11 protein-coding genes are annotated in these 14183 nt (G+C 69.9%); 2 read left to right on the top strand and 9 right to left on the bottom strand.

What is annotated here, in order from left to right:
* The first annotated feature begins 305 nt into the window (after positions 1-305).
* Positions 306-488, top strand: a complete 183-nt coding sequence (locus MFF22_RS21360) for a hypothetical protein (protein ID WP_238252567.1) — start codon at positions 306-308, stop codon at positions 486-488.
* Positions 489-819: 331 nt separating this feature from the next.
* On the opposite strand, the gene MFF22_RS21365 is transcribed toward MFF22_RS21360, so the two are convergent.
* The 7 genes from MFF22_RS21365 to MFF22_RS21395 all read right to left on the bottom strand — a co-directional run bounded on the left by MFF22_RS21365 (position 820) and on the right by MFF22_RS21395 (position 10299).
* Positions 820-3759 (bottom strand): bifunctional [glutamine synthetase] adenylyltransferase/[glutamine synthetase]-adenylyl-L-tyrosine phosphorylase, encoded by a 2940-nt coding sequence (locus tag MFF22_RS21365; RefSeq protein WP_238252568.1) that lies wholly within the window; start codon positions 3757-3759, stop codon positions 820-822.
* 104 nt (positions 3760-3863) lie between these two features.
* A complete protein-coding gene (locus MFF22_RS21370) occupies positions 3864-4406 on the bottom strand; it encodes a DUF2721 domain-containing protein (protein ID WP_238252570.1) in 543 nt (180 codons plus the stop codon).
* A gap of 272 nt (positions 4407-4678) precedes the next feature.
* On the bottom strand, positions 4679-4828 hold the full coding sequence (locus tag MFF22_RS21375) for a hypothetical protein (protein WP_238252572.1): 150 nt from the start codon (positions 4826-4828) through the stop codon (positions 4679-4681).
* Between the two features lie 231 nt (positions 4829-5059).
* Positions 5060-5293 (bottom strand): hypothetical protein, encoded by a 234-nt coding sequence (locus MFF22_RS21380; RefSeq protein ID WP_238252573.1) that lies wholly within the window; start codon positions 5291-5293, stop codon positions 5060-5062.
* Between the two features lie 169 nt (positions 5294-5462).
* Positions 5463-6794, bottom strand: a complete 1332-nt coding sequence (locus MFF22_RS21385) for an NCS2 family permease (protein WP_238252575.1) — start codon at positions 6792-6794, stop codon at positions 5463-5465.
* A complete protein-coding gene (locus MFF22_RS21390) occupies positions 6794-9478 on the bottom strand; it encodes a molybdopterin-dependent oxidoreductase (RefSeq protein ID WP_238252577.1) in 2685 nt (894 codons plus the stop codon). The genes MFF22_RS21385 and MFF22_RS21390 overlap by 1 nt, the downstream gene beginning before the upstream one ends.
* The gene (locus MFF22_RS21395; RefSeq protein ID WP_238252578.1) at positions 9475-10299 is read right to left on the bottom strand and encodes an FAD binding domain-containing protein; all 825 of its coding nucleotides are present in this window, start codon (positions 10297-10299) and stop codon (positions 9475-9477) included. The genes MFF22_RS21390 and MFF22_RS21395 overlap by 4 nt, the downstream gene beginning before the upstream one ends.
* Before the next feature lie 196 nt (positions 10300-10495).
* On the opposite strand from MFF22_RS21395, the gene MFF22_RS21400 reads away from it, so the two are divergent.
* Complete coding sequence (locus MFF22_RS21400) at positions 10496-10891, top strand: hypothetical protein (RefSeq protein ID WP_238252579.1); 396 nt, start codon at positions 10496-10498, stop codon at positions 10889-10891.
* A gap of 55 nt (positions 10892-10946) precedes the next feature.
* On the opposite strand, the gene MFF22_RS21405 is transcribed toward MFF22_RS21400, so the two are convergent.
* Positions 10947-11660: a hypothetical protein gene (locus MFF22_RS21405; protein ID WP_238252580.1), complete on the bottom strand. Its 714-nt coding sequence runs from the start codon at positions 11658-11660 to the stop codon at positions 10947-10949.
* Between the two features lie 160 nt (positions 11661-11820).
* The gene (gene katG, locus MFF22_RS21410; RefSeq protein ID WP_238252588.1) at positions 11821-14091 is read right to left on the bottom strand and encodes a catalase/peroxidase HPI; all 2271 of its coding nucleotides are present in this window, start codon (positions 14089-14091) and stop codon (positions 11821-11823) included.
* Positions 14092-14183: the final 92 nt, after the last annotated feature.

Consider the following 14183-nt stretch of genomic DNA (forward strand, 5'->3'; position numbering starts at 1 on the left):
AGGATCGGAAGGAAGTCTTTCCAGTCGTAAGTTCCATAGCGGGCGATGCAGGCTTCAGCCGGGTTATCATGCTCGTGTTCGGGGTGAGCGGCCTTAAAGGCAAGACCATCGAATTCCGCGACCGGACGCCTCCCTTCCTTCGCGCCGTCAGTTAAATAATGGACTAAAGGATTGACACCCCTGGCTCCGACATCGGAATAAGTGGCGAGATAGAACTCGACATCGAAATGTCGTGATGGATTTAAGAGATTTCGCCATCCGATCGTACAGAAGTGCTTGGCAGTATCAACGGCGCCTTTTAGTCCATGCTGTTTCTTGTAATACGCGGCATCGAACAAGATACTATTTTTGACGATGCGTTTTTCGCGTGCGATCCGTTTCTGGCGCTTGAAGAGCTCGATTTTCCCAAGCACGTCGCGTTCCTTGAAGAGGAAAAGGACCATATTGTAAGCGAATACATGGTTTTGACGGGTGAGGCAGCGGTTTAAAAGCCTTAAAGCGTGCCAACCGTGCTCACACCGCTCCCCTCACAGCCGGAGATGCAGGACGCATAGCCAATGCCCTCCCCGTTGAAAAGGCGCAGCGATGCAACCTTAGGCTTGGGCTTCGCGGTTGTGGGGCGCAAAGTGGTCAGCCTGTAATACACGGTTCGGCGGATGTGAGGTGGGGAACACGAGCCGTGTTCAGCGTCCCCTGGGCCTTCCTCACTTGAGTATGATCCAACAGGATCTCGAGCAATTCTCAGCGATCTGCTCCGCCATGCCAACCCTGCGCAAGGGCCTGTTTGCGGGGGAACGAGACCGGGGAAGCGACTTCAACCTACTCGTGCGGCCTCCCAGATCGCGGCATCACCGCCGCCCTGATCGCGACCAGCGAGGACCTTGTCATCCGGCGGAGCTGGCGAAGCTCGGCGGCGAGGGTGCGGGCGTCGGGTAGGCCCATCGCCCGGGCGATCTGCCGCGCCGCGTTCGGTGACGGCGGCTTGGCCGGGTCATCGAGGGTCAGGCGCTGCCAATGCGAGACGGCGTCGAGGGTCTCGTAGGCCTCGGCCAGGGGCGCGGCGAGATCCTGCGGGATCAACCCGCCCTCCCCCGCCCTGCGCAGCACCGTGCCGCCGTCGCGCCCGATCCAGTCGGTCTGGCCGGCGGCCAGGACGATCGCTTGGGCCAGGAAATCGAGGTCGAAGAGCCCGCCCGGTGCGAACTTCAAGTCGTGGGGGCCGGCAATGCCCCGCTCTCGCGCCACGAGGCTGCGCATCGCGCCGGCTTCGGCGCAGACCGCGGCCGGATCGCGCGGCGAAGCGATCTGCGCCGCGATGGCCGCGGTCACCTCGGCCATGAGGGTGGCGTCTCCAGCCACGGCCCGCGCCCGGGTCAGCGCCATGTGCTCCCAGGGCTCGGCCTCGTCGCGGTGGTAGGCGACGAAACCCCGCAGTTGCACGGCGGGGGGCGAATGGCTGCCGTGGGGGCGCAATCGCTGGTCGACCCGATACAGCCGGCCGCGCCGGGTCGGGACGGTCAGTGCCGCGACGAGGCGCTGGGCGAGGCGGTTATAGGCGATGACGGCATCCACGGGTTGGCGGCCGTCGCTGGTCCGGTCCTCGGGGTCGAAATCGTAGAGGACGACGAGGTCGAGGTCCGAGGAGGCCGTGAGCTGGCGCGAACCCAGCCGCCCGAGGGCGAGGACGCAGCACCGGCCCCGCGGCACCTGCCCGTGATCCTCCGCGAAGCGCCGCAGTTCCCGATCGAGGATCAGGCCAATCGCGGCCTCGGCGATGGCGGTGTAGGATTCCCCGGCCTGCCGCGGCGTGATCAGGCCGGAGACGAGGCGTGCGCCGGTGACGAAGGTCATGCGCCGGGTCGCGTCCCGGCAATGGTCGAGGAATTCCTCGTAGGTCCCGCTGTCGCCGACGAGCGGCCGGTATTGCCCGCGCACGGTATCGGGATCGGACGCCGGCGCCACGAAATCCGGCTCCAGCACCGCGTCGAGGATGTGCGGGCTGTGCCCCACAGCCTCGGCGAGGCGTGGGGATGCGCCGAGCAGGTCGGCGAAGAGGATGCGCAGGCGCTCGTGCGAGCGCAGGATCGCGAGAAGTTCCCCCGCGGCGGGCATGCGGGAGAAGGCCCTGTCGAGGGTGAGCAGGGCCGCGTCGGGTTCCGGGGTCCCGCCCAGCGCCCGCAGCAGGCCCGGCAGGAACTCGGCCAGGATGGAGCGGGCGCGTCCGCCGCGAAGGGCGGGGTGACGGCCGAGATGCCAGTCCCGGACGATCCCGTAGGCCCGGACGGGCTCCCGGAAGCCGAGCCCGGTCAAGGCCGTGAGGGTCGCCGGCTCGGCCTCGATCGGGCCGAAGGCGAGCGACCCGTCGGCCGCGACCGCATCCCCTCCCCGCTCGAACAGCAAGGCGTAATGGGCCTGGACGCGGCGGGCATGAACGATCAGCGCCTCTTCGAACGCGGTGCCCGTGGGAAAGCCGCAGAAGCGCGCGAATGCGGCCAGCGCGTCCGCCTCGGCGGGCAGGCGCTGCGTCTGCTCGTCCCGCATCATCTGCAGCCGGTGTTCCACGGTGCGGAGGAAGGTGTAGGCGGCCTTCATTTCGTCCCGGGCTGCCCCGTCGATCCACCCTGCCCCGTGCAGCCCGTCCAGGGTCTCCAGGGTCCGGCGGCTGCGCAGGGCGGGCTGGCGGCCGCCGAAGACCAGTTGCTGCGTCTGCGCGAAGAACTCGATCTCGCGGATGCCGCCCCGGCCGATCTTGATGTCGTGGCCGGCGACGGCGATCTCCTCGTGGCCGCGCACGGAATGGATCTGCCGCTTGAGGGCGTGGATCTCGGCGATGGCCGCGAAATCGAAATGCCTGCGCCAGATGAACGGCTTGAGGTCGGCGAGGAAAGCGTCGGCGGCCGGGATGTCCCCAGCGACGGGCCGGGCCTTGATGAAGGCCGCCCGCTCCCAGTCCTGCCCGACGGTCTGATAGTAGTCGAAGGCGTAGGCCGTGGAGAGGGCGATCGCGCTGGATCCCGGATCGGGGCGCAGGCGGTAATCCACCCGGTGGACGTAGCCCTCCGCCCGCCGTTCGGAGAGGAGCTTCACGAGGCCCTGCCCCAGCTTGACCAATATCGCCTTGGCCTCGGCGCCTGCCGCCGCCGCGGCGCGCCCGGCGTCGTAGAAGAGCACGAGGTCGATGTCGCTCGAGTAGTTGAGTTCGCCGCCGCCAAGCTTTCCCAGACCCAGGACGAAGAGGCCGCACTCCCGGGCCGGATCCTCTCGGTCCTGCAGGTCCAGGCGGCCCGTGGCGGCGGTCCGGAGCAGGAGTGCGTCGAGGGCCGCCGCCACGGAGGCGTCGGCGAAGTCGGACAGGGCCTTCGTCACCTCCCCGAGTCCCCAGACGCCGCCGAGATCCGCCAGGGCGACGAGGACGGCGTGTTCCGCCCGGTTGGACCGGAGGCGCCGGCCGACCTCGGCCAGGTCGGCGTCGCTGCGGCACCCGGCCCCCACGCCCCTCTGGCGGGCGACGAGGGTGGCCCCGGCCGCCTCCGGCGATTGCTCCATGAGGGCGGCGAACCGCGCCGGATCCTTCTCGACGATCCCCCAGAGGAAGGGCGAATGGCCGGCGATCCCGAGCAGCAGGTCGCGCAGCGGCGGTGTCACGAAACCCGGAGGGAGGGCCGCCGCGAGCTCACCGAGCCGAACGGATGCGAGCGAGGCTTCGGCCGGATGCAGGTTCGGCCGGAGCCGCCCGCGCAGCGCGCCGTCGACCGCCATGCGACTCGTCTCCCTCGGGCACCGGCGCCGCCGGGACGGTTCCCCCGGCGCGGTACCGTGCTGATAGCAGGCCGGGGATCAACGCGCTCCCTCTGCGCTTCGCTTCAACCCTGAAGGAGGGGTGGCACGGGCCCCGTCCCGGATGCCGTGGTCCCTCCTATGCTGCGCTTCGAGGCGGCGTCCTGCTGGCGGGCCACCTCGACCCGCACGCCGCGCCCGGCCAACAGGATTTCCGCGAGGAAGGCGCAGATCGCGGCGATGGTGAAGACCAGGGCCGCGCCGAACAAGGCGAACAGCACCGAGGCCGCCGTCGCGTCGCGCAGGGCGCCGACATAGAGGGTCAGGATCGAACTCAGCACCAGGCCCGCGCCGAGGCAGGCCAGCACCACCGCCGCGTCGAGGAGCGTGGAGCGCCGATGCAGGAAGGCGAGCCGCACCGAGATGACCCGTGCCGCCGCATCGTCCGCGGTCCGCATATCCCGGTCGGCGGCGTTCACCTTGTCGGCGATCCGGGCGAGGCGCGTCGAGAACGTGTTCAGAAGCGTGGCGAGGGCCGAGAGCAAAAAGGCCGGCGCCAGGGAGACCTGGATGATGTGGGCGACATCGTCGGGCGAGTTTCCGTTCAGAGCCCCACCGAACAGGTCCATGCCCACTCACCCCCCACGACGCCTGCCGCCGAGCCGGCCGGCGACCGGCCGGAGCCTTATCGCATCCTTCGCCCGTGTCACCCGTGCCCCGCCGACGCCTGCGCTTCGCGGCACCCCGGGACGAGGGAAGGGTCGGGAGGGAACGGGGCAGTCCCATCCCTCCGCCCGCCATCGCGAGCGCAGCGAAGTGAGTGAGGGCTGCGGGGCGTCTTCCCGGGTTGCGTCACCGGATCGCTGCGCCCGGATCGCACTGCCGATGACGGCTTGCCCGGCTAATCCTGGTCGACGCCTTCCTTGGCCAGGGCCTTCGCCTGTGCCGCGAGGCGCGCCTTGCGGGCTTCCCGGATCATGATCTCCGCCCGCTCGGCCTCGGTCCGGATGCCCATGCGGTCGATCAACTCGGTTCCGGCTCTCTTCTGCACGGCCTGAAGATCCGATTTCGGCCGCGGTCCCTTCACCTGCCCCATTCCCCACCTCGTTCGCCAGTATGGCCACGCTTGCGTGGGGGCAAATTGGGCGCGACCGCGCTGCGTCAAGACTGGCCTTTCGGGGGATACACCGGCGGACGACTTCCGCGCCGGCCACGAAAAAACGCCCGCCGGTAGACCGGCGGGCGTTCTCGACCCCAGAATCAGGGCGTCGGGAGTTGGGTGTTACTGAAGGACTGTCCAAGCCCCGGCGCTCGTCGCGGCGACGGGCCGGTTCCAGGTTTGTCCGAACCCATCCATCAGGTGGAGTTCCGTGGCATCGGGATATTCCCGGCGCACCTTCTCGTAGGCGGCGTTGGCCTCGAACTGCGCCGAGGATTCGTCACCGGCCTGGATCGCGATCCGGCGCACGGGCTCGTCATCGCCATCGGCCATGATGCCCAGCGTAAACTTGGCCATTTTCCCTCCGACATGCATCTTCTTGCATATCGCCTTGCGAAGGGCGGCGTTGTCAATCGATCTTTTGCCGATTTCGTTCCGGAACGGTGTATTCAGTTATCCCGCAGGCGCGAGCGCGTCATATTGCGATGCAGAAACGCAGTTTGCCGGGGCGGTTGGGCGAGGTTCTTCAATGGCTCCCGCCGGTTTCGATGAACTTCGCTAGAAATACCGCGGCGATCACCCAGACGACGGGCTTCACCTCCCGCGCCCGGCCGCTCAGAAGCTTGAGCACCGCGTAGGTGATGAAGCCGAAGGAGACTCCGGTGGCGATGGAGTAGGTGAAGGGCATGAGCAGCGCCGTGACGCAGGCCGGGATCACCTCGGTGATATCGTCCCAGTCCAGGGCGACAAGGTCTCTAAGCATTAGGCAGGCGACATAGAACAGGGCCGGCGCCGTGGCGTAGGGGGGCACCGAGCCGGCCAGCGGCGCGAAGAACAGGCAGGCCAGGAACAGCACCGCGACGGTGGCCGCGGTCAGCCCCGTGCGGCCGCCCTCCTCCACCCCCGCCGCGCTTTCCAAGTAGGCGGTGGTGCTCGACGTGCCGAGGAGCGAGCCGAGGAAGATCGCCGAGGAATCGGCCATGAGCGCCCGGTCCAGCCGGGCCATCCTGCCTTCGACGAGGAGCCCCGCGCGGCTCGCCACGCCCATCAGGGTGCCGGTGGCATCGAACAGTTCCACCAGGAACAGCACCAGGACCACGTTCAGGAGCCCGCCCGACAGGGCCGCCGGCACGTCGAGGGCGAACAGGGTGGGCGTCAGCGACGGCGGCAGGGAAACGACGCCGGAGAAGGTGTTCCCGGCCACCGCGAAGCTGAGCCCGGTGACGGTGAGGATGCTGGTCAGAAGGGCCGCCTTCACCCGCCGCGCCGAGAGCACGGCGACCATCAGGAAGCCGATGACGGCGAGCACCGTGCCGGGGTTGTGAAGGTCGCCGAGGGTGACGAAGGTCGCCGGGCTCGCCACCACCACGCCCGCGTTCTTCAGGGCGATGATGGCCAGGAACAGGCCGATCCCCACCGTGAGGGCGATGCGCATGGACGGGGGGATGCCCTCCACGATGATCCGGCGCAGGCCCGTCAGGGTGACGACGAGGAAGCACAGGCCCGATACGAAGACCGCCCCGAGGGCCGCCGGCCAGGGGTAGCCCATCTGGCCGACCACCACGTAGGCGAAGTAGGCGTTGAGCCCCATCCCGGGTGCCAGGGCGATGGGATAGTTGGCGAAGAGGCCCATCACGGCGGAGCCGATGGCGGCCACGCAGCAGGTGGCGACGAAGACCGCCCCCTTCGGCATCCCCGCCTCTGCGAGGATGCTCGGGTTGACGAAGACGATGTAGGCCATCGTCAGGAAGGTGGTGAGGCCCGCGAGTACTTCCGTGCGGACATCCGTTCCGTGCTCGGACAGGCGGAAGACCCGTTCGAGAAGGCCCGGACGGACCGGATGCCGCGGCGCATCCATCACAGGATCTCCCCGCAGGCCGCCATCAGATCGCGAAAGATCCGATCGGGGGCGAAGGGCGTCGCGGTGAGCCGGGCGCCGGTGGCGTCGCGGATGGCGTTGCCCAGAGCCGCCGCGACGGGGTTGAAGGGCGACTCGCTCATGGGCTTGGCGCCGAGCGGTCCCACCGTGTCGTGGGTGTCGGCGAACAGCACCTGCGTGTCCGGCACGTCGCCGCAGGCGGGGATGTGGTAGGTGCGGAAGCTCTGGGTCTCGACCCGGCCGTCGCCGTCCAGGCGGACATCCTCGTAGAGCGCGGCGCCGATGGCCTGCGCCACCCCGCCCTCGACCTGCCCCCGGCACTGGGCCGGGTTCACCACCACGCCGGCATCGGCGGCGTGGACGCTCGTGAGGATCCGCAGCCGGCCGGTCGTCGGATGGACCGCCACCCGGAAGGCCTGCACATTGAAGGCGACCGAGCGCGGGGTGCCCTCCGCCCGGCCCCGGGCCTCCAGGGGCGCCAGGGCCCGGAGGGCGAGGCTCCCGGCCGGCGTCGCGACGGCACCGCCGACGAGGCGGCATTCCCCCGGCGAAACCCCGAGCCGCTCCGCCGCCCGCCCGCGGATCGCCTCCGCCAGCGCCTCTGACGCCCGCAGCACGGCGGTTCCGGCGACGACGGTGCCCGTCGAGCCGTAGGCCCCGGTATCGTGCCCGACGGCATCGGTGTCGGCGCCTATGACCTGCACCGCCTCCGGGTCGGCGTTGAGCGCCTCTGCGGCGAACTGGCGGTGGACCGTCGCGGCGCCGTTGCCGAACTCGGCGGTGCCGACGCAGACCCGGTAGGTGCCGTCCGGCAGCAGGGCGGCGACGGCGTCGGCGAAATGGCCATTCGGGGGCGTCGTGTCGAGCATGGCCATCGCCATACCGCTGCCGATGCGCCATCCCGGCTCCGGCTGGGGGGCGGGAGCGGCGGCGAGCGCGTCCTGCGCGAGGTCGAGGCAGCGGTCGAGGCCATAGCTGCCGAACACCACGTCGTGGGGGGCGAGGCTGTGGGCCACGAGGGGCTCGCCGGGCCGCACGGCGTTGATCCGGCGGAGATCGAAGGGATCGAGACAAAGGCGCCTCGCCACCTCGTCGAGGGCGGATTCGAGGGCGAAGATCGTCTGGCTGAGGCCGTAGCCGCGGAAGGCCCCGGCCGGGAGGGTGTTCGTGTAGACGGCGACCCCGTCCACCCGCTTGTTGGGGCAGGAATAGGCGGCCAGAACCTCGTTACAGCCGTGATGGAGCACCCCGCCGGCATGGTTGCCGTAGGCGCCCGTCTCGGACAGCACGTCGAGGGCGATGGCCGTGAGCCGCCCGTCCCGGCGGGCGCCGAGGCGCACCTTCACACGCATTGGGTGGCGGGTGGTGGTGGCGGCGAACTGCTCCTGCCGGGTCAACTCCCACTTCACCGGCCGGCCGGTCTTGAGGACGGCCAGCGCCACCAGATCCTCCGTCAGCATCTCCTGCTTGCCGCCGAAGCCGCCGCCCATCCGTCCGCAGAGGACGCGCACCTCGTCCCGCCCGAGGCCGAACAGGCTGCACAGGGCATCCCGGGTCAGGAACGGGACCTGGGTGCTGGAGCGCAGGGTGAGGCGTCCGTCCGGGTCTCGCCAGCCGAGGCAACCGTGGGTTTCGAGGGCGGCGTGCTGGACGCGTTGGGTGCGAAACACCTCTTCGTAGACGATGTCGGCCCCGGCGAGGCCGGCGGCGACGTCGCCGACCTCCCCGTGGACCTCCGCCGCGACGTTCGGCCCGTCGTGGAGGCGGGGCGCATCGGGGTGGAGGGCGCGCTCGGGATCGAGGACGGCGGGCAGGACCTCGTAGGCGACGGCGATCGCCCGGCATCCGGCTTCCGCGGCGGCCTCGGTCTCGGCCACGACGGCCGCCACCCGCTGCCCGACGAAGCGCAGGACGGGATCGAGGACCCGCGTATCCGCGGCGTCGTCCAGGGGATTCTCGTGGCGGCCGGTGGAGAAGCGGCCGGGGGGCGCGTCCTCGTGGGTGAGCACCACCACGACGCCGGGGACGGCATAGGCTGGGCCGGTGTCGATGGCGAGGATCCGGGCGTGGGCATGGGGCGAGCGCAGCACCTTGAGGTGCAGCGCCCCAGCCTCCGGCAGGTCGAAGGTGAAACGGGCCGACCCCGTGACGACGAGGGGCGCGGCGGGCGGCGGCAGGCTGCGGCCGACGGCGCCCTCCCCCGGGACCTCGGCGGCGGGCGGCACGCCCGCGATGGCGTCGCGGATCGCCCGGTAGCCGGTGCAGCGGCAGAGGTTGCCCTTCAGGGCCTCGCCGAGGTCCCGCCGACGTCCCTGGTCGAGGGCGGCGGCGGTCATGATCATGCCCGGGGTGCAGAAGCCGCACTGGAAGCCCTGCGCGGCGAGGAAGGCCTTCTGCATCGGGTGGGAGGCGGGGTGCCCCTCCCCGCGGCAGGGGCCGGAGAGGCCCTCGATGGTCGTGACCGCCCTACCCTGCGCCCGGAAGGCGGGGACGAGGCAGGAATGCACGGGCTCGCCGTCGAGGTGGACCGTGCAGGCGCCGCAATCGCCGGAGTCGCAGCCCTTTTTGACCCCGAACCAGCCGGCTTCGCGCAGGTAGGTGCGCAGGCACTGGCCGGGACGGGGCGCTCCCTCGTGGGGATGGCCGTTGACCGTGAGCTTCACGCAGGCATCTCCGCCAGCTCGTCCCGGATCTCGCCCGCGAGAAGCCGGGTCACATGCCGCCGCCAATCCGGGCGGCCGTGGACATCGTCGTAGTACAGGTCGGCGGGGATCGACGCTGCGATCGCCTGCTGGAGTGCGTCCGGGTCCGGCAGGTGCGGGAAGGCGAGGCGCAGGGGGCGTCTGACGGCGGCGGTGACGGTCAGGGCGAAGCTCCCGTCCGCATCCCGGGTGCCGATCAGCAGGGCGCCCGAGCGCCCGTGGGGGCTGAGGCTGATCCGGCGGAAGGCCGTCCGACGGGACAGGGCGGCGGCCGGCAGGGTGAGGCTGCGCAGGATCTCGCCGGGGGCCAGGGCCGTGCTTTGGGGCCCGCGGACGAACTCCGTCACCGGCAGCCGCCGCTCGCCCCCGTCCGGCGCCCAGAGCAGGCACTCGCCCTCCAGTGCCGCGGCCAGGGCGATGATCGGGCCGGCCGGGAGCGCGAGGCAGAGGTTGCCCCCGACGGTGGCTCCGTTCCACACCTTGAACGACCCGAGCAGCGCCCGGCAGCACTGGCCGACCAGGGGGGCGGCGATCCACGATCCGGGAAGCTCCAGCCGCTCCAGGGCGGCGACGGTGCAGGTGGCCGAGAGGGTCAGGCTCTTGCGTCCGACCTCGTGGGGTGCCCAGCCGAGGGTTGTGAGGTCGATCAGGCGGCGCAGGGCCGGCTGCGGCTCCGAGTACAGCCACGTGCCCCCCGCGAGCCACGCATCGCCGTCCTGCCACTCGGGCAGGTCCGCCCTGCTGCGGAGCCGGATCAGCGTCTCGATCGTGTGCAGGTCCATGGCATCCCGGCAAGACATCCAAGAGGAAGGCGTCCGGCGTCCCTTGGCAAGTTGCTTGCCGTTCTCACGGGGGCGTGACCCCCCGCCGCCGGGGGCGGCCGGAACGCTTCGTCCGGGCCCGGTGTTTCAGGCCGCGCACGAGGCAGCCTCCCTTCCGGAGGGGGCCGGATGCCCAGTTCCTGGGAGGATCCCACCAATGGACAAGACTGTCGCAGGCCTGATCGGAGCCGTCACGCTCCTGGCCGCCGCCGACCCGGCCCTGGCCGCCATGCCCGCGCCGACCGGCCTGAAGGCGGCCATGCAGGCCGAGAGCTACGCCGACCTGCTCAAGCCCATCCCGGATGCGGTGACGCTCCTCAAGGAATCCGACGAGGCGGCCGCCAAGGCTGATCTCGCCAAGGCCGAACTGCTACCGGCCGCCTCCGAGGGGGAGGCGACGGTCCAGGAGGCCCAGTACTATTATCACCACCACCATCACCATCATCACCGGTTCTATCGCCGGTTCTACCACCACCATCACCACCATCACCGGTTCTTCCGCCGGTATCACCACCACCATCACCACGGCTACTTCCGCCCCTACGGCTACTGAGCAGCCTCCCACCCACCAGCCTCGGGCGGAGGGGGGATGCCCCCTCCGCCTTCCCTCAGCGGGGGCCCTTCGCGGCGCCGAGGATGCGCCGGTAGGTGCCGTCGAACACGGTGTTGGTCGCGGAGGTCCACTGCGAATCCGCCGACAGGGTGTGCCGGCTCGCGTAGATGCGCCGGGATTGCATCTCGCGCTCGGCGGCCTCCTCCTCGGACATGGGCACCAGCTCGAAATCGGCCTCGGCCGGCACGACGGTGACCTGCATGAACGGCTCGCCCGGCCGGAACACGTGGGTGCGCCCCTCGTCGGGGGCCTTGAACACCATGAAGTACATCATCGGCCACCAGTGCCGCAGGAGCGCGGGCACCGCGACGGGCACCGTCCCGGTTCGGTCGGTGTAGAAACGCGGGTGGGGCTCGGTCTTGATCGCCCAGCCCTCGTCCACCTTCAGGTCGATGAGGATCTGGTAGGTGTAGTAGGCGTCGCCGAAGCTCCGGAACGGCGGCCATTGCAGGCCCGGCTCCGGCGGCTCGCCGAGATCGCCCTCGAACACCAGTTCCCCGTCCCGGGTGCTCACACGCAATTCGGCGTCATAGGGGTAGAACAGCTCGATCCCCCCCTTGGCGGCCTCTGAGAAGGGAAGGCAGTGCCAAGCATATTCCTGGGATCCGTCCACCCGGGGCTCCGGGTTGCCGGCCCAACCGGGGATCTCGAGGCGGGTGCGCCGGGGGCGCAGGCCCGGCTCGATCAGCCTGAATTTCACCTGTCGCATGCTCGCCCGTCCCCCGCCGTCCCGTTGGTGCGGCCCCCATAACGCGGGCCGCCTTCGGACGGTTCAGCCGCCCGTATCGCCCGCAGGCTGTCGAATCGAAAACGGCAGCCGGGTCACCCCGGCTGCCGCTGGTCGTCTCAGGGGATGAGGCCCGCCGCGATCAGCCCTTCAGATCGTAGCGGTCGAGGGTCATCACCTTGTCCCAGACCTTCACGAAGTCGCGCAGGAAGCGCTCCTGTCCGTCCGCGCCGGCATAGACCTCGGCCACCGCCCGGAGCTGGGCGTTCGAGCCGAACACGAGGTCGCAGCGGGTGGCGGTGTACTTCGTCTGCCCGGTGGCGCGGTCCTCGAGGGCGAACGCCATCCCGGCCCCGTCCGCCTTCTTCCACTCGTAGTCCATGCTGGTCAGCACGGTGAAGAAGTCGTTCGTGAGCACCCCCACCCGGTCGGTGAAGATGCCGTGGTTCGACCCGTCGTGGTTGAGGTTAAGGACGCGAAGGCCCCCGGTCAGGGCGACCCATTCCGGGGCCGTCAGGGCCAGGAGGTGCGCCCGGTCGAGGAAGACCTGCTCCGGCGAGACCCGGCCCTGCGTGATCTGACCGAAGCTGTCGTCCACGTAGTTGCGGAACCCATCGACGATGGGCTTCAACCACTCGAAGCTGTCCGCGTCGGTCAGCGCGTCGGTGGTGTCCATCCGCCCCGGCGCGAAGGGCACCGTGACCGAAGCTCCCGCGTCCCGGGCCGCCTTCTCCACCGCCGCGCAGCCGCCGAGCACGATCAGGTCGGCCAGCGACACCTTTTTGCCGCCGCCCGCCCGGCCGTTGAACCCGGCCATAATGCCCTTGAGGCTCTCGATGACCGGCATAGCCCGGCGGTTCACCGCCCAGTCCTTCTGCGGGGCCAGCGCGATGCGGGCGCCGTTGGCGCCGCCGCGCTTGTCGGTGTTGCGGTGGGTCGAGGCAGACGAGAAGGCCGCGAAGGCGAGGTCCGACACCGAATGGCCGCTGCCCAGAATCTCCTCCTTGAGGGCGGCGATGTCCGCCCCGTCGATCAGCGGGTGATCGACCGGCGGGATCGGATCCTGCCAGAGCAGGTCGTCCTCGAGCTTCTTCTCAGGGCCGACATACCGCTCCTTCGGCCCCATGTCCCGGTGGGTGAGCTTGTACCACGCCTTGGAGAACTGCAGGGTGAAATAGTCGAAGTCGTTGAGGAACTTCAGGCAGATCTCGCGATAGACCGGATCGGTCTTGAGCGCGATGTCGCTCGTCATCATCATGAGCGGGTGGGACCGGCCGGGGACGTGCGCGTCCGGCGTGCGCGGGGCATCCGAATCGACGGGCTCCCATTGCAGGGCACCGGCGGGGCTCTTCGTCTGCTTCCATTCGAACTTGAAGAGGTTCGTCAGGTAGTCGTTGTCCCACTGGGTCGGGTTCGGCACCCAGGACCCTTCGATGCCGTTGGTCATCGTGTACTCGGCGAAGCCCGGGCCCTCCGGGTTGTGCCAGCCGAGCCCCATCGCCTCCATCGGGGCGATCTCCGGCGGCGGGCCGACCTTGTCCGCCTTGACCATGCCGTGGCTCTTGCCGAAGGCGTGGCCGCCCGCGATCAGCGCGACGGTCTCCTCGTCGTTCATGGCCATGCGGGTGAAGGTGATGCGGATGTCCCGGGCCGAGCCCATCGGGTCGCCGTTGGCGTAGGGCCCTTCCGGGTTCACGTAGATCAGCGCCTGGTGGGAGGCCGCGAGCGGGTTCTCTAGGTCGTAGTCGGCATCGCCGTTCTTGCCCCGCCAGCGCTTGTCGCGGGTGACCATGCTGTCGAAGGCCTCGACGTTGGTCGGGTCCCACAGCTCCGGTCCCCAGTAGGTGGCGTTGTCCGCCTCCCAGGCGTCGCGCCGGCCGCCGGCGAAGCCGTAGGTCGGGAAGCCCATGATCTCCAGGGCGACGGTGCCGGTGAGCACCATCAGGTCAGCCCAGGACAGGGCGCTGCCGTATTTCTGCTTGATCGGCCAGATCAGGCGGCGGGACTTGTCGGTGTTGCCGTTGTCCCACCACGAGCTGATCGGGGCGAAGCGCTGCAGGCCCTCGCCCGCGCCGCCGCGCCCGTCGGCGATGCGGTAGGTGCCGGCGGAGTGCCACGCCATGCGGATCATCTGCGGGCCGTAATTGCCGTAGTCGGACGGCCACCACGCCACCGAACTCGTCAGGAACGAGCGGATGTCGGCCTTGAGCTGCTGATAGTCGATCGCCTCGAACGCGGATTTGTAATCGAAGTCGGCGAGCGGGTTCGCCTGCGGCCCGTTCTGGTGGAGCATCTCGACGCGAAGGCGGTCGGGATACCATTCCTCCAGGGTCGGCGGTGTCGTGAAGGTGCCGCCGACGCGGTCACCGCCGAACGGGCATTTGCCCGCAAGGGCGTCCTTGTAGGTTTCCATGGTCCATCCCCCGTGCATCGTGTGGGCGACAGGGGGGCGGACCGTCGCCGATCCAACCTGAACCCGCCGCGCATCGCGCGGGACAGGCCGTC

This window comes from Methylobacterium persicinum (genome assembly GCF_022179525.1).
Taxonomy (GTDB): Bacteria; Pseudomonadota; Alphaproteobacteria; order Rhizobiales; family Beijerinckiaceae; genus Methylobacterium; species Methylobacterium persicinum.